Source organism: Chryseobacterium sp. HNCC26DJ241 (assembly GCF_057180505.1).
The window spans coordinates 240,576-264,778 of sequence record NZ_JBXUGL010000001.1 but is presented as its reverse complement, the minus strand read 5'-3'; the positions used below and the strand labels follow the sequence as shown (position 1 = coordinate 264,778).

Here is a 24,203-nt window from a genome sequence, read left to right as displayed (position 1 = left end):
AAAATTTATTTTCTAATTTCTATTTTTATGAGGTTGGTTTATCCTTCGGAGGAAGAATGTTTAGAATTTTTTCGGTGATTTTTGCAGTAGCTTCATCCAATTTTTCCTGAATTTTTTCTTCACTGTCAGATTTGTAAACAATACCGATATGGTAATCTATTGGAAGAAACTGATATATTTCCTCGCATTCAAACTCGGAAGTATCAGGATGTAGTTCTTTTGCCAAAGCTACAATTAGACCTGCAAAAAAACCGGTTGGTTTGCCTACTTCATATTTTTGGCTTCTCAAAAGGGCATTTTCTAAAATTGCCCATTCTCTCCAAATATTGATTCCCGTTGCAGCTTCCACTAGATCAGGAATGTGTGCACCACCAACTCTGGAAGAAGTTTCCAGAAAATAATATTTTCCGTCTTCTCCTTTTATGAATTCGCTGTGAGTAGCACCGTTTACCAAACCAAATTTTGTAAGAACAGCAGTATTGATTTCATTCAAAGATTTGAATTCTTCCGAATAACGATTCAATGTTTTGGTTCTGAAAACACCGCCTTCATGCGAAACTTTCATTGGTGTTGCAAGATATTTTGAACAACAGGTAAAAACAATTTCCTTATTGTAAACCAAACTATCAACATGATATACATCTCCCGGTTTAAAACTTTCCAAAAGGAAAAGATGACGCTCTTCTCCCAATGTATCAATAACAGCCCAAAGTTCTTCGGCAGAATTCAGTTTTTTGATTCCGCTTGCTGAAGCCTCGGAACGAGGTTTTAAAACCCAAGGAGCCGGAACTTTTTGCGTAAATTCGTGAACGACATCGTTGTTAAATATGGAAGTGAATTCGGGAACGCTGATTCCTGTATCTTTTGCCTGTTGTCGCATTGCCAGTTTATCACGGAAATATCGATGTGTTGTTTGTCCCATTCCCGGAATTCTGAAAGTTTCCCGAACGAGAGCCGCTTTTTCTACATCATAATCATCTAAAGCAACAATAGCATCAATCTTTCTGGTGGTCATCAGATGAGAAAATCCCTGAACCAAGTGTTCCAAATTCCAGACAGAAGGCGAAATTTCGGGCATATAAAAAACTTCGTCTATTGCATGCCAAGGCCAGTTTTTTTCACGTAAATTTTCTGATGTAATAAGGATTATTTTATTTCCGAGTTTTTTCATCTCATCCATAAAATCATATCCTTTGTAATAACAAGAAATGCAAACAATTGTTTTCTCCTCCATATACTTTTTTTAAAGAATTAATGAATTTTCAAAAAAGAAATATTTTTTTTATTAAATAATCAATATTGATTTTTCAAAAAACCTTCAGATTTGAAAATCTCCTTTCAATTATACAGAGAATTTTTTTAATACCCTAATTTTTAGCGTAAATTTTCTATGAAATTTACCAAAAGTTGAACTCCATATCCTGTTGCCGCCTTTTCTTTGGCGTAATTTACGTTTCCAAAAGCTACACCTGCAATATCAAGATGTGCCCAGTTCGGATGATTTTCAATAAATTGTTCTAAAAATTTGGCTGCAATAATGCAATCACCAATTGGTTTCATTGAAATATTTTTAAAATCTGCTACATCCGATTTGAAATCTTCTTTCCATATTTCCCAAAGCGGAAGATTCCATAATCTTTGATTGGTTTTATCAGCAGATTCTATCAAAGAACTTTTCAGGTTTTCATTGTTAGAAAATAAAGCTCCGCAAGTATCTCCGAACATTCGTACTGCGCTTCCCGTCAATGTGGCTAAATCAATAAGTACATCGGTCTTGTAATTTTTGGAAATATAGGAGAGTCCATCTGCAAGTGTCATTCTTCCTTCTGCATCAGTATTCAGAACTTCAATGGTTTTTCCGTTGTAAGCTGTAATAACATCGCTTGGAAGATAGGATTTTTCGGAAACTGCATTATCTGTAATTGGCAAAATGGCAATTATATTAACAGGGAGTTTCATTTCAGCAGCAGCAATTAATGTCCCGATTACTGCGGTTGCACCTCCCATATCCGATTTCATGTAATGCATATTATCGGAAGGTTTTATAGAAATTCCTCCCGTATCGAATAAAACGCATTTTCCTACAAGCCCGATTGTTTTTGCATTTTTTGCTGAAGATTTATATTCGATAATCGTGAAAGCACAATCCATTGAACTTCCCTGATTGACGGAAAGAAAAGCACCTAAACCTAATTTTTTGGATTCTTTTCTATCAAATGCAGTGTATTTGAATTTATATTTTTTGGAAATATCTTTCAAAAAAGCAGAAACATCATCTGTTTTTTTGAAGTTTGCCGGTTTGTTCAGCCAATCCATACACGCAAATTGCCCATTGCAAATTGCTAATGTATTTTTTGAAATTTCGTCCAGTTTTTTTTGATCTGAATTTTCAAAATGAATTTCAAATTTTTCATTCCAAAATGGGTGTTCCGGTTGGAAAGGGTATTGATACGTTCCTAAAAACAATCCTTTTATAACTTCTTGAAATTGGTTTTCATCCAAATCTTCAGCCTCAATTTTTGTAGAAACAGATTGGAGGTTTTTTTTATTTTTTTGTGAAAAATCGTTTGCAACTTTCTGGATTTCAAAATTTTGAAAATCACTTCCCAAACCAATCAGATAGTTTGCCGATTTTTCAGTGATGATAATGAACGTTTCACTCTTTTTTCCGGAGAAAAAATGTTCTGTATTTTTCGGGTAATTTTTCTTTGCTTTTTTCCATGTTTTTTCAGTGAAAAAAGAAAAAATCTGATTGTAATTTTTTTGAGATTTTGAGGAAAGAGATAGTTTCATTTTTGATTTTTAATGTGTGAACAGTTTTTGAAAGAGGCTTCGACTTCGCTCAGCCTGACAAACTAAATTTTATATAAACTTTTTCATAGTTTCAAATTTTGAAAGGGTTGATGTTTTAATCATCCGCTTCATATTGCATATTTTGCTTCGGAGTAACTTCTACAGGATTTTCCGTATTGTCGTAAAATAGCCATTCTATTGCTCTTGGAAATTCCTGAGACCAATAAAATTCGTTGTGTGTTCCTTCCGGATTGATATTGGTGCGGATTTCAAAATCGAAAAGATTTTTTTCTTCCCAAAAATGAAGGCTTTCTTCAAAAATATGAATCCGTTTTACCATTTTAGAGCCTTCCAGTTCGCCTCCATAAAGATATACTTTGGTTTTGAAAGGTTTTCGGAAACTGAGCATCGGAAAATTATTGTGAGGCTCTACCCAAAGTGACGGCGAAAAAATTAAAAGTTTGGAATAGACTTCAGGATACAGAAAACCACTATAAATACTAATCAATCCACCTAAAGAACTTCCGCCAATTCCGGTGAATTCGCGTTCCTTCTTTGTTCGATATTTTTGATCTACATAAGGTTTTAGAGTATCGGTAATGAAACGGATGTATTTTTTGCCTTCCGAACCTTTGGAAACGGTATCGTTGTCAAAAATATATTCACTGATTCGGGATTCTTTTCCATGATCGATTGCTATTACAATAACATCGCCTCTTCCATATTCAGCTAAAAGCGAAAGTTTTTTGTCAATTTCCCAATTTCCGTATTCGCTACCTTCGTTAAAAAGATTTTGAGCATCCTGAAGATATAAAACAGGATAAGATTTTTCAGAAGTGTAATAATCATAAGGAAGCAAAGCCCAAACTTTTCTGTATCGATCCAATTGCGGAATGTAAAATTCTTCCGAAATGACTTCTACAATCGGGAAAAACTCCTGTTTAAAAGGTCCCCAGTTCAAACGCCATTTTTTGACTTTATCTTTTGTTTCCTTTAGTTTTTTCTCAGTTTTCCGGTTAGGTGTAATATTTCCGTGTAGGTCGAGTTCTACATTTTCCCAACCTCCTTTTGTGAATTTATATTCTATTTTTTCGGCAAGACGTTCATCAGCAATATCAATATAAAAATTGTTGTTGTCTTTTTTTGTAAGTTTAAAGTTTGGGTCTTTTGGATTCCAAGAGTTGAAATTTCCAGTAATGTATATATCTCTTGCATCCAAATCATCCGTAAAAAGATTAAATCTCATTCCCCTGTTTTCTGTATTTAAGGGGTAAAATTAGAAAATATTTTTGGCAGGTAAAAATTCTAATCGTCATATCAAGATTTTTTATCTAAATTGATGGAATTAATTGTTTCTGAAAAGTATATTTTTTAATATTGAAGTTAGAAAATAAATTTTTAAACAAAATCTTTTCTAATAGATAAAAATATAGTCTTAATTAAGGGTTATTTTATTTAACTTTAGAGCATAAATATTTTTTAAAAACTTTTTATTGATGAATTCTGTCCGCCCCGCAACACGTTTTACAGAACAAGATGTTTATCTTTTTCGTGAAGGAAAGCACTTCAGGCTTTATGAAAAATTTGGTTCTCACTCAATGGAACAAGAAGGTCAGTCCGGAGTATACTTTGCAGTTTGGGCTCCCAATGCTACAGAAGTTTCGGTAATCGGAAATTTTAACCGATGGCATTCCGAAACGCACAAACTTTTTCCAAGATGGGATCAGTCCGGAATCTGGGAAGGCTTTATTCCTGGTTTAACTTGGGGAACATTGTACAAATATGCCATCCGAAGCTATAAAGGCGAACTTCTGGAAAAAAGCGATCCTTATGCTTTGAGTTGGGAACAAAATTTACAGGCAGCTTCTTTAGTTTCTACCAATTGGTATGAATGGACAGATGAAAACTGGATGAAAGAACGCCACAAAAAAAATAATCTTAAAGCTCCTATTTCTGTTTACGAAATGCATCTTGGTTCGTGGATGCGCGGAACGGATGATCCAAAACGGTTTTTTAATTATCGGGAAATAGCAGAACGTCTGATTCCTTATTTAAAAGAAATGGAATTCACTCATGTAGAATTCATGCCGGTAATGGAACATCCTTATGAACCAAGTTGGGGATATCAGGTTACGGGATTTTATGCTGCAAATTCGAGATTTGGTTCTCCACAGGATTTGATGTTTTTAATTGATGAACTTCACAAAAATGATATCGGAGTAATTCTGGACTGGGTTCCGTCCCATTTTCCGGGAGATGCAAACGGATTGCATTATTTCGACGGAACTTTCCTTTACGAGCATGAAGATCCGAGAAAAGGATTTCATCCGCAATGGAATTCACATTTATTCAATTACGGAAGACCGGAAGTAAAATCATTCTTAATTTCAAATGCATTATTTTGGTTGGATCGTTATCATGCAGACGGACTTCGTGTGGATGCAGTAACTTCTATGCTATATTTGGATTATGCACGAAATGAAGGAGAGTGGGAACCGAATATGTTTGGAGGAAATGTGAATCTTGAAGCGAAAGATTTTCTTCAGGAGTTTAATATCAATGTATATAAAAATTATCCTGATGTAATGACGATTGCCGAAGAAAGTTCGGATTTTCCGATGCTTACAACTCCCGTTCATGATGGAGGAATTGGTTTCGGAATGAAATGGATGATGGGATGGATGCATGATACATTAAAATATTTTAAAGAAGATCCTATCAACAGAAAATATCATCACAATAAGCTCACTTTTGCTTCCATGTATATGTATAATGAAAATTATATGATGCCGCTTTCTCATGACGAAGTGGTGCATGGAAAAGCAAGTATGATCTATAAAATGACTGGAGACGAATGGCAAAAATTTGCAAATCTTCGTGCACTTTATACTTATATGTTTACGCATCCCGGCGCAAAATTGCTATTTATGGGAAATGAATTCGGGCAAACTAATGAATGGTATTTTGGAGCTTCTTTGGATTGGCATTTGTTGGAACATACGGTTCATAAAGGTTTGCAGCGATTTGTAAAAGATTTGAATCATCTTTATCAGACGGAGACTTCGCTTTACGAAAACCAGTTCAATTCAAAAGGTTTTGAATGGATCGAAGCCAATGACGGACTGAATTCTATTTACGTCTATTTAAGAAAAGGAAAACATGAAGATGATGTAACGATGACGGTGCTAAATCTTACACCAAGAGTTTTCGATTATAAAATTGGAGTAGATGAAGGTACCAATTGGGACGTTATTTTAAATTCTGATGATGAAAAATATGGAGGAAGTGGAGTAGCAGCCGAAATTGTAGATGAAGAAGATGATGAATGGATGTTCCGTCCGAATAATATCGTTCTGAAACTTCCACCACTTGCAGGAATTGTTTTGAAACAAAAAAAAATTAAGAAAGCTAAAGTTTCTAAAAAGCATTTAGAAATTACCAAACCTACTATTGATGGGGAAATTGCTGCAAAAGAAACGAAAACTAAGGCCGTAAAAAATGCTTCTTTAGAGAAAACAACTGCGGAAAAACCGTTAAAACCAGCAAGTAAAAAAACTACAAAAGCCGATAAAACGGAAACTCCGAAACCCAAAAAGACTCCTGTTGAAAAAGCCAAAGCTACTCCGGAGAAAAAAACTTCTGTAGTAAAAGCTCCTAAAATTTCCGAAAAATCTACTTCTTCACCGAAAGAAGAAGTAAAACCGAAAACTTCTCGTGTAAAAAAAGCTGACGGTGAAGTAAAAAAGAAAAATCCATAATTTCTTTGTGAAAAATGATCGTAAAAACCAAACATGACAAGGAAGTAAGAATTCGTAGACTAACGGATCATGATTATCATAAATTGTGCAATTATTTGGATCAGTTGAGTCATCAAACAAAAAGTAGATTCGAGCCGCATCGTTTTGATTGGCATGCTGTTGCTGATTTTTACAATGACCCAAATCATTTAGGATATATTGCTGAAGATTTGGAAACATCGGATTTTGTGGCATATTCCATTATTCGAAAAGGATTTTTAGAGCATGATAGTTTTCGACTTCAATCTTACGGTTTGAGTTTGGATCACCAAAAAGATGCAACTTTTGCTCCTTCTGTTGCCGATTCATGGCAAAGTCAGAATTTGGGAAATACGATGTTTCATTTTATTTTATCGGATTTAGAAAATTTGGAAGTAGACCGAATTATTCTTTGGGGTGGAGTTCAGGCAGACAATGATAAGGCGGTTAAATTTTATCAAAAAAATGGATTTTATACTCTCGGTGAGTTTTTGTACAATGGAAAAAACTACGATATGATGTATGATATTTATAAAAACAAAGAACATAAAAATCAGTAATGATGAGTTTTACTGAATTCAGAATAAAAAAATAATCAAAACCAGAAATTAAATTATAAAGTATAGCATGACGATCTACCATTTAAGCATGGAATGTTATCCTGTTGCAAAAGTCGGCGGTTTGGCAGATGTAGTAGGAGCATTACCAAAATATCAGAATAAAATAAAAGGAATTAATGCCAAAGTTGTAATGCCTTGGTATAATAAACCTTTTATTCATGATCAAAAATTTGAAATTGTTTTTGATGGATTTATTCATCAGAAAGATCAGATGTTTCAGGTTCAGGTGATGAAGGAACGATCGGCAGTTTTGGGTTTTGACTTGTTTTTAGTGAAAATTCCGGGACTTCTTGATCGGGAAAATCCTTACGGATATTGGGATGAAAGCCAGCAGTTTCTCGCATTTCAGCATGCAGTTTTGCATTGGCTTTCGGCGATGAAGATTCGTCCTGATGTTTTGCATTGTCATGATTATCACACCGGTTTAGTTCCCTTTTTAATAGAACACAGTCCTGAATTTGAATTTTTGAAAGGAGTAAAAACCATCGGAACCATTCATAACGGAGAATATCAGGGACAGATGCGTTGGGAAATGCTGGAATATTTTCCATGGATAGACGGAGCTGCCAATCTGGGACTTTTGGATTGGGCAGGTTGGATCAATCCATTAGCTGCAATGATTAAATGTTGTCATGCTTTCAATGCGGTTTCCGAAGGATATATGGAAGAATTGTATTACAGTTTCAAAGGTTTGGAGAATTTGGTTCGGCAAGAACATGCAAAAGCCTATGGAATAATAAACGGAATAGATACCGAAGTATGGAATCCTAAAACTGACGATTTTCTTGATTTTCATTACAATCAGGAAAATGTACTGGAAGGAAAATGGAAAAATAAAAATGAACTTTGTAAAGAATATGGCCTTAATCCTGATTTACCATTATTTGCGTTTATCGGGAGATTTGCCGGAGAAAAAGGAGCTGATCTGCTTCCTGATATTGTTTGGAAAAGTATCCAGCAAAGTCAGGGAAATATCAATATAATGATTTTGGGTTCTGGAGAAAAAGGAGTCGAAAATCGTTTGAAAGAAATGGATCATAGTTTTTCAAATTTTGCTCTGGATTTAGGATATAAAGAATATCTTTCCCATAAAATCTATGCTTCCGCAGATTTTCTTCTCATGCCTTCAAGAGTAGAACCTTGTGGTCTGAACCAAATGTATGCAATGCGTTATGGTACTATTCCTGTTGTTCGTTATATTGGTGGTTTGCGAGATACAGTTCAGGATATTTCTTTAGGAGGAGCAGGTATTAATTTTGTAAATGCAGGTTCTGATGATGCTGTTCATGCCATTCATCGTGCGCTAAGTATTTATCATAGTAAAGGTTTAATGGAACAACTGGTTCATGCTAATATGAATGCAGATTTTTCTTGGGAAAAATCGGCGGAAAATTATTTGAACTTATACAAAAAGTAGATTTTTGTCAATGATTTTACAAAATATTCATCATATTTTATAAAGTTATTAAATAGTCTATATACTTGATAATAAAGGTATAATATATGCAGTGATGTAATTGATAACTTTAAATATTATTATCATGAGAAATATTTTATGGTTAGTTGCAGTCATTTGTATTGTTGTTTGGCTTTTAGGAATGTTAGGTATTGTACCGGGAATTAGCACAGGTTATTTAATTCATATTTTGTTGGTTATTGCAATTATTGTAATTCTTTATAATCTTATTTCGGGAAGGAGACCAATTGATTGAATTTTTCAAAAAAGACTAAAAATGCATTTTAAATAAAGGTAGCTTAATGGTTACCTTTTTTTGTTCATAGTAATTACCCGTTTTTAGGCTAAAAAATATTTTAGTCTGGTAGATGATAGATGGAAAATAGTAAGTGATACTTATTGATATTGAAGTATCTAAATGTTATCCTAAGTTTGAAATAAAAAAGATGCTAAATACATTCTTACTTCGTTTTGGTTTGGCTGTGATTATGGTGATGCACTCTGTTCCATCTATTATTTCAGGAAATGTAATTGTTTTTGGAAATGAATATCTGGCGCAGGAAGGCTTTGGAATTTTTGGATTGCCTCTGGCTTTTTTAGTAAAAGGAATTCATCTGATAAGCATTCCTTTACTTATAATGAATAAATACCTGAAGATTATCTCCATTTTAAATATTGCCATTTTTGTTTCCGGTATTTTAATGATACATGGAGCGGAAGGTTGGTACGTTGTAGGTGCAGGAAGAAATGGTATTGAGTTTAATTTTCTTCTGATTTTTTGTTTTTTATCTTTTATTTTTCCAAAAGGACTTTATAAGGATTTGTAATTTTCATGTAGTTTGTAGACTTCAAAATCATTTTGATAGACTGATATTGGCAAAATGAAAACTTTGTAAAGAAATTTGTATGTTTATTTTCTTAATTAAAGATTTGTTTTATTTTGAAACTTACACAAAAAATCAGATATCATTTTTATTTTTGGCTGGCATATTTTCTATTTGAAATCAATGCGGAATTCATGTTTTTGCGTGAATTATACAAGCAGTTTTCTTGGCTGAAAATATTATATTTTTCCATCATTTCAGAATTTACATTTTTGTTTGCTGAAATTCCTGCATTTTATTTGATATTGGCAATTGCTGACGGAAAATTTTTTACTTCTAAATTTGGCAAGACTATAGCTGTTTTGTTCGTTTTTGTTCTTTTTGTGATACTTTTTAGAGTTTTGTGCCATGATTGGGTCTATCCCTACTACTACCATATTCCAGAAGACATTTCCAGATTTTCACAATATGGCATTATGAATTCTATTATGAATGTAGCGTTTGCAGTAGCTTTGGCGTTTGGTTTTGAAAAATTTATTCAGCAAAATGAATCTCAAAAGAAAATAGCTGAATTTTTTAAAGAAAAATCAGACACGGAGCTTAAGTTTCTCAAAAGCCAGATCAATCCGCATTTTCTTTTTAATACTCTTAATAATATTTACGGACTTGCCATGAAAAAATCGGAAGATACTCCGGAAATTATTCTTAAGCTATCCAAGATTATGCGTTACAATATTTATGATTCTGCAAACACGAAGGTGACTTTAGAAAAAGAAATAGAAAATATACATGATTTTATTGATATTCAGAAAATCAGACATTCAAAACTGGAAATCTTATTTGAAAGTGATATAGATAATCCGTTTCAGGAAATCTCGCCACTTATTTTATTACACTTTATCGAAAATGCTTTTAAACACGGCGCTTCCGAAAGTTTTAATGATTCTTACATCCACGTTAATCTTGTATTGAAAAACAAGTTATTGGAATTTGAAGTAGAAAATTCCAAAGAAAAAATTAGCAAAAAAGACTCTACCCAAATCGGTTTTAAAAATATTATGAGGCAATTGGATATTCTGTATCCGGAACACAATCTATACATTGAAGATACGGATGATAAATATAAAATTATATTGAAAATAAACTTTAGCCATGAATAATCAAAACAAAAAATACAAATGCATTATTGTAGAAGATGAACCTCTTGCCGCAGAAATTATAGAAAATTTTGTTTCTAAAGATCCTGAATTACAGTTAGTAGGCAAATGTTCTGATGCAGTTTACGCATCCAGTTTGCTAAATATTTATGATGTAGACTTGATGTTTCTGGACTTGCATTTGCCCGTTCTGAAAGGATTTGATTTTCTTAAAAAATTGAAAAATCCACCATTTGTGATTGTAACAACAGCATACCACGAATATGCTTTGGAAGGTTATGAATTGGATATTGTAGATTATCTTCTAAAGCCAATTCCGTACAGCAGATTTTTAACATCTACAGATAGATTCAAACATCTGATGCAGGCAGAAGAAGCAATTGCGGAACTTGCAGATAGAGACTACATCTATATCCATATTGGCAAAAAGCAAATCAAAATATTTCTACAAGACATCTATTATATCGAAAGCCTGAGAGAATACATCAAAATACATGTAAAAAATGAAACACATGTAGTAAAAATGCCCATAAGTAAAATTGAAGAAGTGTTAGACAAAAATTTGTTTATCAGAATTCATAAATCTTATATTATTTCAAAATCTAAAATTGATATAAAATCTGCCAATGAAATACAAGTAAATGGGAAAAAACTTCCAATTGGCAGAACCTATAAAAATTCAATAGAGTTTTAAGAATTTACAGTCAAATTTCTAAAGCGTTATTTTATTAAGTTTCTTTTTTAATAGACCAGCAATAGTTGTTTATAGATAAGTTTTCCTGCTGTATTAGTAATTAGTGAATTTTGTTTTAATAATAAATTTTTTCTCATTCTATGGTTTTATAATCCGCTCTGTAAAGCGGATTTTTTGTATTCTAAGATTTTTTCAAAAATGATAAGCAAGGCAAGAGTAACATAATTCATTTTTGGACTACCAATAGTTTAAAACCAGTTTAATCATCTCAAAAATAAGATATGAAACATTACAAAATCTACATTGTCGCATTTGGAGCTGTACTTCTTCAGAGTTGTGCTGCAAATCTTGGGTTGGGAGGAAAGGCTTTCCAACAATCGTATACTACCATTAAAGCTGATGATCTAAAAAAACATCTTTACACCATTGCTTCCGATGAAATGCAGGGAAGAGATACCGGTAGTCCCGGACAAAAAAAAGCAGGAGAATATATCGTTAATTTTTACAAAAATTTGGGAATCGGACATCCTGCTTCCATGGATTCGTATTTTCAGAAAGTTCCGGCAGATTTTATGAATAGCAATGGATGGGGCGAAGAACTTCCGGATTCAGAAAATATTCTTGCCTTTATTCCCGGAAGTGAAAAACCGGATGAGATTATTGTAATTTCTGCACATTACGACCATGTTGGAACAAAAAACGGAGTAGTATACAATGGTGCAGATGATGATGGAAGTGGAACAGTTGGAGTAATGGAAATTGCAGAAGCTTTCCAAACTGCAAAAAAAGCAGGTCACGGACCAAAACGGTCGATCTTATTTTTGCATGTGACGGGTGAAGAACATGGGCTTTTTGGTTCGGAATGGTATTCTGAAAACCCTATTTTCCCGATAGAAAAAACAGTAGTAGATTTAAATATTGATATGATCGGAAGAGACGATGCTGAAAATAGAGGAAAGCAATATGTGTATGTAATCGGATCGGAAATGCTGAGTTCAGAACTAAAAAAGATTAATGAAAATGCAAATAATAGTACGGTAAAACTGGAGTTGAATTATAAATATGATGATCCGAAAGACCCTGAAAGATTGTATTACAGATCCGATCATTATAATTTTGCAAAACACGGAATTCCTGTAGCATTTTTCTTTGATGGCATTCATGAAGATTATCATAAACCAACAGATGATCCTGAGAAAATAGACTATCCACTCTTATCAAAGCGAGCTCAACTTGTTTTTTCTACTGCTTGGGAATTGGCCAATAGAGAGGCCAGAATAGTTGTGGACAAGAAATAGAATTAAATTTCTATATTTTAAAATAATATGACCTATAAGATTTTCTTGTAGGTTTTTTTATTGGAAAATTTGAATATATTTACGGATTATGAAAATCCGAGAAGCCAAAATTGATGATATTTCACAAATTCAGTTAGTACGAAATTCTGTAAAAGAAAATATTTTATCAAATCCTGAACTTGTCACCGATAAAGATTGTGAAGAATACATTACCAAAAGAGGAAAAGGCTGGGTTTGTGAAATAAACGATAGAATTGTAGGATTTGCCATCGCAGATTTGCAGGAGAAAAATATCTGGGCTTTGTTTGTGCATCCGGAATTTGAAAATCAGGGAATTGGAAGGCAATTGCATGATACGATGTTAGACTGGTATTTTCAAAAAACCAAAGAAGATCTGTGGCTCGGAACATCACCAGAGACAAGAGCGGAAATATTTTATAGAAAATCCGGATGGAGGGAAACAGGCATTCATGGAAAAAATGAAATCAAATTCGAAATGAGCTATGAAAGCTGGAAGAATTTAAAAAAAATAATAAAATGAACCAAAACATTAAATCCATACGTCCATTTATAGGTGCAAAAAATTTTGAAATAAGCCGAAATTTTTACAAAGATATTGGTTTTGAAGAAGTGGTTTTAGATCACAATTTTTCTTTATTCAAAAAGGAGAATTTTGGATTTTATCTTCAGAACGCGTATGTAAAAGATTGGATAGATAATACAATGATTTTTGTGGAAATAGAAGATACAGAAGAATATTGGAAAGAACTGTTAGCTTTGGATCTTACTGAAAAATACGAAAATGTAAAACTCACGCCAATTAAAACATTGCATTGGGGAAAAGAGTGTTTTGTACATGATCCTTCAGGAATTTTGTGGCATTTTGGAGAATTTTTTTAGGAAATAGTAAAGGTTTTTATAAGGTTTTAATTGGATTTTATTCAGGGAAAATTTAGCTAAAAATAAAATTTTCGACCAAAAATATTATTTTTATAAGATCCTTATTATTAGGCTAAAAAGATAATTTGATAATATTTTAATTTTTTGAATATCAATGTGTTATTTTATTTTTAATGATTGAGTTTGAATTAAAGCAAAATACGATAGACTGAAAATTTCATTAAAAAGAACAAATAAGTCAAATAAAAATAGGTAACAAGAAAAAAAATATTATCTTTATTTGAGAAATTAATATCAAACAAAAATTATAGATGAGTATGAAACCCAACGTCATTTCAATCGTATTAGGTGGTGGTAGAGGAACAAGGCTTTTTCCATTGACATATTCCCGTTCCAAGCCTGCAGTTCCCATTGCCGGAAAATACAGATTAGTGGATATCCCAATATCCAACTGCCTGAATTCAGGATATAATAAAATTTTAGTTTTAACACAGTTTAATTCCGCTTCACTTAATTCACACATCAAAAATTCGTATCATTTTGATATTTTCAGCAAAGGTTTTGTAGATATTCTCGCAGCCGAACAAAATGTGGAAAACGATCAGTGGTATCAGGGAACTGCAGATGCTGTTCGCCAATCCATGAAACATATGGATAAGTATGAGTATGAGTATATTCTTATACTTTCCGGTGATCAACTTTATCAGATGGATTTTCGTAAAATGATCGATTTTCATTGTGAAAACGGTGGAGATATTACCATTGCTACAATTCCTGTAAATGCGAAAGATGCTTCCGGTTTTGGAATTTTGAAGTCTGACGAGGCAGGAAACATCACCTCATTTATAGAAAAACCGAAAGCGGAACTTTTAGATGATTGGAAATCCGAAACTTCGGAAAAAAGCAAAGCAGAAGGGAAAGTATATTTAGCTTCTATGGGAATTTATGTATTCAGCAAAGAAGTTTTGAAAAAAATGTTTGAAGAAGATCCGGGTGACGATTTTGGTGGTGAACTTATCCCGAATGGAATCGGAAAATATAAAACATTAAGCTATCAATATGATGGATACTGGACAGATATAGGAACAATTGATTCCTTTTTTGATGCCAATTTAGATTTGTGTCAGGATTTCCCGAAATTCAATCTTTTCAGTTCATCTCCGGTATATACAAGAGCAAGGATGCTTCCACCTTCTAAAATTTTAAGTTCTTATGTAAACAGGGCAATTTTTGCAGATGGATGTATTGTGATGGCGGATAAAATAGAAAACTCCATTATAGGAAACAGAACAAGAATTGATAAAGGAAGCACAATTGTGAGTTCTTATATTATGGGAGCCGATTTTTATCAGGATACCAAAGATATTATTGCCAATGATGAGATTGGTGCACCCAATTTAGGAGTAGGAAAATACTGCTATATAGAAAAAGCTATTCTTGATAAGAATTGTAGTATAGGTAATAATGTTCGTATTATTGGTGGAAAACACCTTCCTGATGGCGATTTTGATACCCATTCCATCAAAGACGGAATTGTGGTAGTAAAGAAAAATGCTGTAATCAAACCAGGAACACAGATCGGATAAATTTTTATTTTTTTTAAATATAAAGAGCATTCAAAATTAATTGTCTGCTCTTTATTTTTATTATAATTTTGCCAGATGCGCTTGATAAAAATAGTTTTTGCCATTGTTGCCATTTTATTTGCAATTTATTCTGCTGTGATGTATTTTTTTGCTGAAGAAAGTAAAAGTTTCACAGTGGTTAAAGAGATCAATTATCCGATAGAAAAAGTTTTTCCACAATTCAATAATCTCCAGAATTTCACACGATGGAACAATTATTTTTCCGGTTCCAAAACTTTAAATGTAGATTATTACCAACCTTATGAAGGACAAGGAAGTGGTATGAGTTTTTTTGATGAAAAATCTGGAAGAAGTGGAGAAATGATTATTCGTTATGAAAATAAGAACAGTACTTTAAAATATCAGTTGTTTGAAGGTAAAAATAGTAATCCTTCTCAAGTTAATATAAAATTTAAACAAATTTCGCCACAAAAAACCAGAATCACATGGTTTGTACATACTCCGAAACAGCCATTGCTTAAACGTGCAGTCAATTTCTGGACAGAAGATGTCTTTGTAGATAACCTTGACAAAAGTATGATAGACCTCCAAAATTTACTCGGAAATAAAGTGGAAAGAGATAGCGAAATGGCGGAAATAAAATACGACAGCCTTATGGTGGAAAATCAGGAAGGAGCTTTACTTTTAGGAGTAAATGTGAGTACTTCCAATAAGAAAGATGCACTTTTTAAAAATATTGTGATCAATCATAATAAGGTTTATAATTTTGTAACGACAGACTTAGGTAAAAGTGATGACGAATTTGGATTTCCTGTTCTTATTACTGAACCGTCTAATTATAAGGACAAAGAAGTTTCTTATTTCTACGGTATTCCGCTTTCTAAAAGAGAAGGGATTTCGGATAACAATTTCAGCTTTAGAACAATGAATGCTTCGCAAACTTATGTCATTTATTATAAAGGAAATTATGCCAAAAGAATAGGCAGTATTCAGAAACTTTTACAGAAAGCAAAAAAAGACAATATGCGAAACGGAGATATGATGCAGACTTTTTTGGAAGCACCACAAGAAGGAAAAGATGTGATGATGAAGATTTCACTTCCGGTTTTTCATTAAGAAAAGCTATTTTTGGATACTTTATTTAATCGCAAAAAATTCTTACTTTTGTAGTTCATACTATTATTAATAAAAACCACAGTCAAAACTGTATATAATGGATAGATTTTCATTTCTAAATGCAGCACATTCTCAGCTTATAGAGGATTTATACCAACAATATTTAAAATATCCGGATTCTTTAGAACCATCATGGAAAGCCTTTTTTCAAGGGTTCGATTTCGCACTGGAAAATTATAGCGATGATCAGGATTACGCAGTAGAAAAGGTTTCGCAATACGCTCAGAATTCTGTAGCAAACGGAGCTATTTCTGAAGATATCCAAAAAGAATTTAAAGTAGTAAACCTCATTGAAGCGTATAGACAAAGAGGACATTTATTTACAAAAACCAATCCTGTTCGTGAAAGAAGACATCATGCTCCAACTTTGGATTTAAGCAATTTTGGACTTTCTGATGCAGATTTGGATAAAAAATTCAATTGTGCGGTAGAAACGGGAATGTCCGGAGCTGCAACATTGAGAGATATTCTCAAGCATCTTCAGAATATTTACTGCGATTCTATCGGTGTAGAGTATTATCATATTCAGAATGTGGAAGAAAAGCAGTTTATCAAAAACTGGGTGCATGTCAATGAAAATCATCCTGTGCTTTCTGCTGCTGAAAAAACAGAAATTCTTCACAAACTGAATCAGGCAGTTGCATTTGAAAATTATCTTCATACCAAATTTGTGGGACAAAAACGTTTTTCACTGGAAGGTGGAGAGTCATTGATTCCGGCTTTGGATCAGTTAATTTCAAAATCTTCCCAATTAGGAGTGGATGAAGTGGTTTTGGGAATGGCTCACAGAGGAAGATTAAATGTTTTGACCAATATTTTCGGAAAATCCTATAAACAAATCTTCTCAGAATTTGAAGGAAAAGAATTTGAAGAAGATGTATTTTCCGGTGATGTGAAATATCATTTAGGATCTACAAAAACTATAGAAACAGCTTCTGGCGAAAAGGTAAAAATCAACCTTACTCCGAATCCTTCACATTTGGAAACGGTTGCTGCTTTGGTGGAAGGTATTTGCCGTGCAAAAGTAGACAACGAATATCATGATTATAAAAAAGTTCTTCCGATTGTTATCCATGGAGATGGTGCAATTGCCGGACAAGGAATTGTGTACGAAGTGGCACAAATGATGACTTTAGACGGCTATAAAACGGGAGGTACGGTTCATATTGTGGTGAACAATCAGGTTTCTTTTACTACTAATTATTTGGATGCGCGTTCTTCATTATATTGTACAGATATTGCAAAAGTTACGGATTCTCCTGTAATGCACGTAAATGCAGATGATGTAGAAGCTGTGGTTCATGCAATAAGATTTGCTGCAGAATTCAGAGCAAAATTTGGAAAAGATGTCTATATAGATCTATTAGGATATAGAAAATATGGGCATAATGAAGGGGATGAACCAAGATTTACTCAACCGAATTTATATAAAACTATTGCTAAACACCCGAATCCGAGAGAAATTTATAAGCAAAAACTGATTCAGGAAAACATTGTTTCGGATGAGGTTTTGAAAAAAATGGAGGCGGATTTTAAAGCACTTTTGGATATTGATTTTGATGCTTCAAAAGAAATTGAAAAAAATGCAATGGCCATCTTCATGGAAGAAGCCTGGAAAAATTATCCGATTGCTGTAAAAGGTAGTGTTTATAATACTTATGACACAAAATTTGATCTGGAAAAGCTAAAAGAATTAGCGGTTAAAATTTCTACACTTCCTGCCGATAAAAAATTCATTAGCAAGATCACAAGATTATTTGAAAGTCGCCTGAAAATGGTAGAAAATAATTCTTTGGATTGGGCAATGGGAGAATTGCTTGCTTATGCAACTTTATTAAATGAAGGTTCAAATATTAGAATTTCCGGTGAAGACGTAGAAAGAGGAACTTTCTCTCATCGTCACGCTGTGATCAAAACGGAAGATAATGAAGAAGAATATGTTCCTCTAAAACATGTAAACGAAAATCAGTATTTTGATATTTACAACTCCCATCTTTCTGAATACGGAGTTTTAGGATTCGATTATGGCTATGCAATGGCTGCTCCGAATACTTTAACTATTTGGGAAGCACAATTTGGAGATTTTACCAATGGAGCTCAAATTATTGTAGACCAATATTTGGTAGCTGCGGAAGATAAATGGAAAATCCAGAACGGAATGGTAATGCTTCTTCCTCACGGTTCTGAAGGACAAGGAGCTGAACACTCTTCTGCAAGATTGGAAAGATTTTTAACACTTTGTGCCAACGAAAATATTTTTGTGGCGAATGTGACCAATCCTGCCAATTATTTCCATTTGTTGAGAAGACAGATGAAATTCCCTTTCAGAAAACCTTTGGTAGTGATGACGCCAAAATCTTTATTGAGACATCCGAAAGTAGTTTCAAAATTAGAAGATATGGCAAATGGAGAATTCCAGCCTGTTTTAGACGATCCTACTGCAAATCCTGAAAAAATAGAAAGATTGGTACTTTGCTCAGGAAAATTGTATTTCGATTTACTGGTGAAGAAAGAAGAAAACAACGACGAGACTATTGCAATTGTAAGATTTGAGCAATTGTATCCACTTCAGATGGATAAAATAAACGAAATTTTTGCAAAATACAATAAGAGAAAAGATTTGATTTGGGCTCAGGAAGAACCGGAAAATATGGGAGCTTGGTCATATATTTTAAGAAATTTCAGAGATACGGGAATTCAGGTAATCGCGCCGATTGCAAGCGGAACTCCGGCTCCTGGAAATCATAAAATGTTTGAAAAAATACAGACGGGCATCATCAATAAAGTTTTCAATTGTAATGATGTTCCTGTAAGCAGACCTGTAACAGCCTAATCATCCAATGAAAAAATTCATAATTACTCTGTTTTTGTTTTTATCTCTTTTCGGATTTTCCCAAGATTATTCGAAGGATATAGAAATGCAGTTTCGGGACTATACTCGGCTGATTATGGATAAAAATTTTGAAAAAGCGTTGGATGTGTATGCTAATGAAGATTTCTTAAAACTTGTTTCAAAAGAGCAAATGTTGCAAACGATGAATCAGGTTTTCAACTCAAAAGAAATGGAATTCAAAACGTACGATCCTGAAAATTTTATAGCTGAAAACAGTACACTGAAATCACGCAATAAAACGTACGTCAAACTGAATTACGATCAAAGAATTGATTTGAAATTCAATAGCAAAGACCTTCCCAAAGATCAACTGTTTGCAGCTTTGCAAAGAGAATTTGGATCGAATAATGTGAAGTTTAACGATCAGACTAAATTTTATGAAATCCATACTCATAAAAATGCTATTGCCAGTTCTACTGATCTGAAAAACTGGAAATTTACAGTTTTGGAAAAAAATCAGTTTCAGCTTCTTTCCCAGTTTATGCCGAAAGAACTGCTTACCAATATGAATTAACAATAAAAAATATAATGTACAAATGGCAATATTAGAAATGAAAGTTCCTTCGCCGGGAGAATCGATCACAGAAGTAGAAATTGCAACGTGGTTAGTAAAAGACGGCGATTATGTGGAAAAAGACCAGCCAATTGCAGAGGTAGACTCAGATAAAGCAACATTGGAACTTCCTGCGGAACAAAGCGGTGTAATCACTCTGAAAGCAGAAGAAGGAGAAGTAGTGCAGGTTGGGCAAGTAGTTTGTCTTATCGATATGGATGCTGCAAAACCTGAAGGTGCTTCCGAAGCTCCAAAAGCGGAAACTAAAGAAGCTCCGAAAACAGAAGCTCCAAAACAAGAACCAGCAAAAGTAGAAGAGAAGCCGGCTGCATCTGCAACGTATGCAACAGGAACGCCTTCTCCTGCCGCTAAAAAAATTCTTGATGAAAAAGGTATTTCTGCTTCATCAGTACAAGGTTCAGGAAGAGACGGAAGAATTACCAAAGAAGATGCTCAATCTGCAACTGGAGTGCCTTCAATGGGAGCAATTTCATCTACTAATGGAAACAGAGGAACTACCACTACAAAACTTTCAGTTCTAAGAAGAAAATTATCTGCCAGATTAGTTTCTGTAAAGAATGAAACAGCGATGCTCACTACTTTCAATGAAGTAGATATGTCGGAAATTTTCAGACTTAGAAAGCAATATAAAGATGAATTTGCTCAAAAACACGGAATTGGTCTTGGATTCATGTCTTTCTTTACAAAAGCAGTAACAAGAGCACTTCAGATGTATCCTGATGTAAATGCTTCTATTGATGGAGATTTTAAAATAAATTATGATTTCTGTGATATTTCAATTGCTGTTTCCGGTCCTAAAGGTTTGATGGTTCCTGTTTTGAGAAATGCAGAAAATATGACTTTCAGAGGAGTGGAAGCGAATATTAAAAATCTTGCTGACAAAGTAAGAGATGGAAGAATTACAGTGGATGAAATGACAGGAGGAACTTTTACCATTACCAATGGAGGAGTTTTCGGATCTATGCTTTCTACACCAATTATCAATCCGCCACAATCCGCAATTTTAGGAATGCATAATATTATCCAGAGACCAGTTGCGATCAACGGACAAGTGGAAATAAGACCAATGATGTATGTTGCCATGTCTTACGATCACCGAATTATTGATGGTAGAGAATCAGTAGGATTTTTGGTAGCAGTGAAAGAAGGAATAGACAACCCGGTAGAAATTTTGATGGGTGGAGATGAAAGAAAAGCACTTGAACTTTAATACTTTAAAAATCCTGTTACAAAACAGGATTTTTTATTTAACATAAATTTAATACGTTTGATAAAAAAGGCGAGATATTTGTATTTATCTTTCCGTAATAAAAATCTATAGTTATGGTTTCCAAAATAACTGATTCCGTAAAGGTGACAGTAGTAACAGAATATGATGCTAAAAATAGTTATCCCTCAGAAAACCGTTTTGTATTTCGTTATCATATAACTATTGAAAATCAAAGAAAAGAAACAATCAGACTATTGAAAAGAAGATGGACGATTTATGATGTAGGCTATGGTTTTACTGAAGTTTCAGGAGATGGCGTTATTGGTTTGACTCCTGAAATTCGCTCGGGAGAAATATTCAGCTATTTTTCTAATGTTGTTCTGCGTTCCGGAGTGGGAAATATGGATGGTACTTATCTTTTGAATAATGCACTTACCGAGAAAAATTTTGAAGTGGAAATTCCAAAATTCAGTTTGATGGCTGAAGTTTTAAGCAATTAAAATTCATTTTGATGGCTGAAGTTTTAAGCAATTAAAATTCATTTTTACAATTGCAATATTTGCTTTATTAGGAATGATCGGCCAAATCCAATAATGTTTTACTTTCCAGAATTTGAAGTGAAGCATCTCGAACTTCGATAAGTACATCATGAAGTCCGCAATGATCTTCATTGCAATTATCACATTTTTCGTAGAAATTAAGGCTTACACATGGTAATAAAGCAATGGGTCCGTTCACTAATCGGATAATTTTTGCAAGAGAAACGGTTTCAGGATTTTGTTTCAGAAAATAGCCTCCTCCTTTTCCTTTTTTACTATCAAGAATATCCGCTTTTTTTAGATGGAGAAGTATATTCTCTAAAAATTTCAGCGGAATTTTTTTCATTTCCGAAATATCGGAAATCAATAATGGCCCTTTATCTCTGTTTTCCACAAGATAAGAAAGAGCTTTGAATGCGTATTGAGATTTTTTGGAAAGCATTTCACAAAAATAATAAAGTTTTTATAATTTGTATGTAAGGACTTTATAAGTCTTTTTTTATTTTTGAAAGCCATCTATTTTGATTTGAATTTCAGAAGTTTTATTTTTATCTTTTTACCTATTATAAAATGTTCAGTAAACAGGAAGCCCAACAATTAAAAAAAGAATTCTGGATTGCTTTCGGGAAAAGTTTTCCGAGAAAATGGATTTTGTATGATACCAAAATTAAAGATTTTTCATTTAAGTTTTTGGTAGATAGCAAAAAAGCAGAAGTTTCTTTAGATATAGAAATGAAAGAAGAGCTTTTCAGGAATGCTTATTTTGAAAAAATTTGGTCTTTAGAAAATATTTTGGAAGAGTACATTGGAGAGTTTTATAAAGAAGAGTTTTATGAATTGGAAAATGGAAAAATTATTTCCAGAATCTGGGTAGAAAAGCATGGAGTTTCAGTTTTTAATAAAAACAGTTGGCAGGAGATTTTCGAGTTTTTCGTTAAAAAAATGAAAGGCTTTGAAGAATTTTATTACGAATATGAAGATTTTATCAAAGACATTTAATTTTCAGCCCTATAATTTGGATAAGAAGACGGCTGTCACTTTACAATTTCGTAAATTTGCAAAGTAATTTTACAATCAAATAATATATAGAATGTCAAAAAAAGCAATACTTGCCATTTTAGATGGTTGGGGTTTGGGTGCAGATCCAAAAGTTTCAGCAATTGATCAAGCGAATACACCATTTATGGATTCATGTTTTCAAAAATTTCCACACACCACATTAGAAGCAAGTGGTCTTGCAGTTGGGCTTCCTATAGGACAAATGGGAAATTCTGAAGTAGGACACATGAATCTTGGAGCAGGAAGAGTGGTTTATCAAAATTTAGTAAAACTGAATATGGCAGTAGATAATGCCACTCTTGGAAAAGAAAAGGTAATTACCCAGGCTTTTGAATATGCATTAAGCAATAATAAAAACTTACATTTCATCGGACTTTGTTCAGATGGAGGTGTACATTCACATATCAATCACTTGAAAGGCTTGCTTACAGCGGCAAAAGAATTCGGATTTGAGGATAAAGTGTATGTTCATGCTTTTACAGATGGAAGAGATTGCGATCCTCATTCAGGAAAAGGCTTCATCGAAAATTTATTGGATCACATGCATGAAACTGTTGGAAAACTGGCAACAGTTGTAGGAAGATATTATGCAATGGACAGAGATAAAAGATGGGAGCGTGTAAAATTGGCTTATGATGCTTTAACGAAAGGAGTGGGAGAACAGTCTCATAATATTTTGGTATCTATTCAAGAATCGTATGATAATAGCGTATCAGATGAATTTATCAAACCAATAGTTTGTTTAAAAGAAGATAATCTTCCGACTGCAAAAATTGAAAATGGCGATGTAGTTTTCTGTTTCAATTTCAGGACAGACAGAGGAAGAGAAATAACGGAAGTTCTTTCTCAGCAAAACTTTCCGGATTATGATATGCATCATTTGGATCTTTATTATGTTACAATGACCAATTATGATAAGGATTTTAAAAATGTAAAAGTGGTTTTTGATGAAGAAGTTTTGGATAATACTTTAGGCGAAGTTTTGGAAAGAAATGGAAAAACACAGATCAGAGTTGCAGAAACGGAAAAATATCCTCACGTTACATTTTTCTTTTCCGGAGGAAGAGAAGAACCTTTCAAAGGTGAAAAAAGAATTCTTTGCCCAAGTCCGAAAGATGTTCCTACATATGATTTGAAACCGGAAATGTCAGCTTTTGATATTACAAAAAATATTCTTCCGGAAATTGAAAATGAAACTTCGGATTTTATTTGTCTGAATTTTGCCAATACAGATATGGTAGGACACACCGGAGTTTTTTCAGCGGCAGTGAAAGCAGCAGAAACAGTAGATAAATGTATAGAACAAGTTGCAACAGCAGGCTACAATCACGGATATACGGTTTTCATTCTTGCAGATCATGGGAATTCTGATGTAATGATTAATCCTGATGGAAGTCCGAATACGCAACATTCCACAAATCTTGTTCCGTTAATTGTAATGGATAAAGAAAAAACCTGGAGTCTGAAACCCGGAAAATTAGGTGATGTTGCACCTTCCATACTGAAAGTAATGGATATTGATATTCCTGAAAAAATGACAGGAGATGTTATTGTTTCTTAAATAATATTAAAAAAATTGCCGGAATATTTTGTTCCGGTTTTTTTAATTCAAAAAAATATTATGCATTAAATAATATTTACATACATT

22 protein-coding genes are annotated in these 24,203 nt (G+C 33.3%); 18 read left to right on the top strand and 4 right to left on the bottom strand.

Going from position 1 to position 24,203, the window contains the following annotated elements; all coding sequences use genetic code 11:
- Positions 1-25: 25 nt before the first annotated feature.
- The 3 genes from AC2A1C_RS01195 to AC2A1C_RS01185 all read right to left on the bottom strand — a co-directional run bounded on the left by AC2A1C_RS01195 (position 26) and on the right by AC2A1C_RS01185 (position 4,039).
- Positions 26-1,234: an ATP-grasp domain-containing protein gene (locus AC2A1C_RS01195; protein ID WP_484022669.1), complete on the bottom strand. Its 1,209-nt coding sequence runs from the start codon at positions 1,232-1,234 to the stop codon at positions 26-28.
- Between the two features lie 140 nt (positions 1,235-1,374).
- Positions 1,375-2,793 (bottom strand): leucyl aminopeptidase family protein, encoded by a 1,419-nt coding sequence (locus tag AC2A1C_RS01190; protein ID WP_484022667.1) that lies wholly within the window; start codon positions 2,791-2,793, stop codon positions 1,375-1,377.
- Between the two features lie 115 nt (positions 2,794-2,908).
- Positions 2,909-4,039, bottom strand: coding sequence for an alpha/beta hydrolase (locus AC2A1C_RS01185; protein WP_484022665.1), 1,131 nt, complete (start codon positions 4,037-4,039; stop codon positions 2,909-2,911).
- A 250-nt stretch (positions 4,040-4,289) separates the two neighbouring features.
- Here AC2A1C_RS01185 and glgB point away from each other — a divergent pair, with 250 nt between their 5' ends.
- From glgB to apaG, 16 genes are all read left to right on the top strand, one after another.
- Complete coding sequence (gene glgB, locus AC2A1C_RS01180; protein ID WP_484022663.1) at positions 4,290-6,551, top strand: 1,4-alpha-glucan branching protein GlgB; 2,262 nt, start codon at positions 4,290-4,292, stop codon at positions 6,549-6,551.
- Positions 6,552-6,565: 14 nt separating this feature from the next.
- Positions 6,566-7,129: an N-acetyltransferase family protein gene (locus AC2A1C_RS01175; protein WP_484022661.1), complete on the top strand. Its 564-nt coding sequence runs from the start codon at positions 6,566-6,568 to the stop codon at positions 7,127-7,129.
- A 67-nt stretch (positions 7,130-7,196) separates the two neighbouring features.
- Complete coding sequence (locus AC2A1C_RS01170) at positions 7,197-8,606, top strand: glycogen synthase (RefSeq protein WP_484022659.1); 1,410 nt, start codon at positions 7,197-7,199, stop codon at positions 8,604-8,606.
- A 124-nt stretch (positions 8,607-8,730) separates the two neighbouring features.
- The gene (locus AC2A1C_RS01165; protein WP_484022657.1) at positions 8,731-8,901 is read left to right on the top strand and encodes a lmo0937 family membrane protein; all 171 of its coding nucleotides are present in this window, start codon (positions 8,731-8,733) and stop codon (positions 8,899-8,901) included.
- Positions 8,902-9,091: 190 nt separating this feature from the next.
- Positions 9,092-9,472 (top strand): DoxX family protein, encoded by a 381-nt coding sequence (locus AC2A1C_RS01160; RefSeq protein WP_484022655.1) that lies wholly within the window; start codon positions 9,092-9,094, stop codon positions 9,470-9,472.
- Positions 9,473-9,585: 113 nt separating this feature from the next.
- A complete protein-coding gene (locus AC2A1C_RS01155) occupies positions 9,586-10,629 on the top strand; it encodes a sensor histidine kinase (RefSeq protein WP_484022653.1) in 1,044 nt (347 codons plus the stop codon).
- Positions 10,622-11,320, top strand: a complete 699-nt coding sequence (locus AC2A1C_RS01150) for a LytR/AlgR family response regulator transcription factor (RefSeq protein ID WP_484022651.1) — start codon at positions 10,622-10,624, stop codon at positions 11,318-11,320. Before AC2A1C_RS01155 ends, AC2A1C_RS01150 begins: the two co-directional genes overlap by 8 nt.
- A gap of 281 nt (positions 11,321-11,601) precedes the next feature.
- On the top strand, positions 11,602-12,618 hold the full coding sequence (locus tag AC2A1C_RS01145; protein WP_484022649.1) for a M28 family metallopeptidase: 1,017 nt from the start codon (positions 11,602-11,604) through the stop codon (positions 12,616-12,618).
- Positions 12,619-12,706: 88 nt separating this feature from the next.
- Positions 12,707-13,159, top strand: coding sequence for a GNAT family N-acetyltransferase (locus AC2A1C_RS01140; RefSeq protein WP_484022647.1), 453 nt, complete (start codon positions 12,707-12,709; stop codon positions 13,157-13,159).
- Complete coding sequence (locus tag AC2A1C_RS01135) at positions 13,156-13,518, top strand: VOC family protein (protein ID WP_484022646.1); 363 nt, start codon at positions 13,156-13,158, stop codon at positions 13,516-13,518. Before AC2A1C_RS01140 ends, AC2A1C_RS01135 begins: the two co-directional genes overlap by 4 nt.
- Positions 13,519-13,835: 317 nt before the next feature.
- Entirely contained in the window at positions 13,836-15,104 is a 1,269-nt protein-coding gene (locus tag AC2A1C_RS01130) for a glucose-1-phosphate adenylyltransferase (protein WP_484022644.1), read from the top strand.
- A 75-nt stretch (positions 15,105-15,179) separates the two neighbouring features.
- Positions 15,180-16,220 (top strand): SRPBCC family protein, encoded by a 1,041-nt coding sequence (locus tag AC2A1C_RS01125; protein ID WP_484022642.1) that lies wholly within the window; start codon positions 15,180-15,182, stop codon positions 16,218-16,220.
- Positions 16,221-16,317: 97 nt separating this feature from the next.
- The gene (locus AC2A1C_RS01120) at positions 16,318-19,113 is read left to right on the top strand and encodes a 2-oxoglutarate dehydrogenase E1 component (protein ID WP_484022640.1); all 2,796 of its coding nucleotides are present in this window, start codon (positions 16,318-16,320) and stop codon (positions 19,111-19,113) included.
- Between the two features lie 7 nt (positions 19,114-19,120).
- Positions 19,121-19,687 (top strand): hypothetical protein, encoded by a 567-nt coding sequence (locus AC2A1C_RS01115; protein WP_484022638.1) that lies wholly within the window; start codon positions 19,121-19,123, stop codon positions 19,685-19,687.
- A gap of 22 nt (positions 19,688-19,709) precedes the next feature.
- Complete coding sequence (odhB, locus tag AC2A1C_RS01110; protein ID WP_484022636.1) at positions 19,710-20,957, top strand: 2-oxoglutarate dehydrogenase complex dihydrolipoyllysine-residue succinyltransferase; 1,248 nt, start codon at positions 19,710-19,712, stop codon at positions 20,955-20,957.
- Between the two features lie 113 nt (positions 20,958-21,070).
- Positions 21,071-21,457 carry a Co2+/Mg2+ efflux protein ApaG gene (apaG, locus tag AC2A1C_RS01105; protein WP_484022634.1) on the top strand — a complete coding sequence of 129 codons (387 nt, stop codon included), beginning with the start codon at positions 21,071-21,073 and terminating at the stop codon, positions 21,455-21,457.
- A 67-nt stretch (positions 21,458-21,524) separates the two neighbouring features.
- Here apaG and AC2A1C_RS01100 read toward each other — a convergent pair whose 3' ends face one another.
- Positions 21,525-21,938, bottom strand: a complete 414-nt coding sequence (locus AC2A1C_RS01100; protein ID WP_484022632.1) for an RrF2 family transcriptional regulator — start codon at positions 21,936-21,938, stop codon at positions 21,525-21,527.
- Positions 21,939-22,066: 128 nt separating this feature from the next.
- On the opposite strand from AC2A1C_RS01100, the gene AC2A1C_RS01095 reads away from it, so the two are divergent.
- Positions 22,067-22,495, top strand: a complete 429-nt coding sequence (locus AC2A1C_RS01095; protein WP_484022630.1) for a DUF4268 domain-containing protein — start codon at positions 22,067-22,069, stop codon at positions 22,493-22,495.
- A 91-nt stretch (positions 22,496-22,586) separates the two neighbouring features.
- Entirely contained in the window at positions 22,587-24,116 is a 1,530-nt protein-coding gene (gene gpmI / locus AC2A1C_RS01090) for a 2,3-bisphosphoglycerate-independent phosphoglycerate mutase (protein ID WP_484022628.1), read from the top strand.
- Positions 24,117-24,203 lie beyond the last annotated feature (87 nt).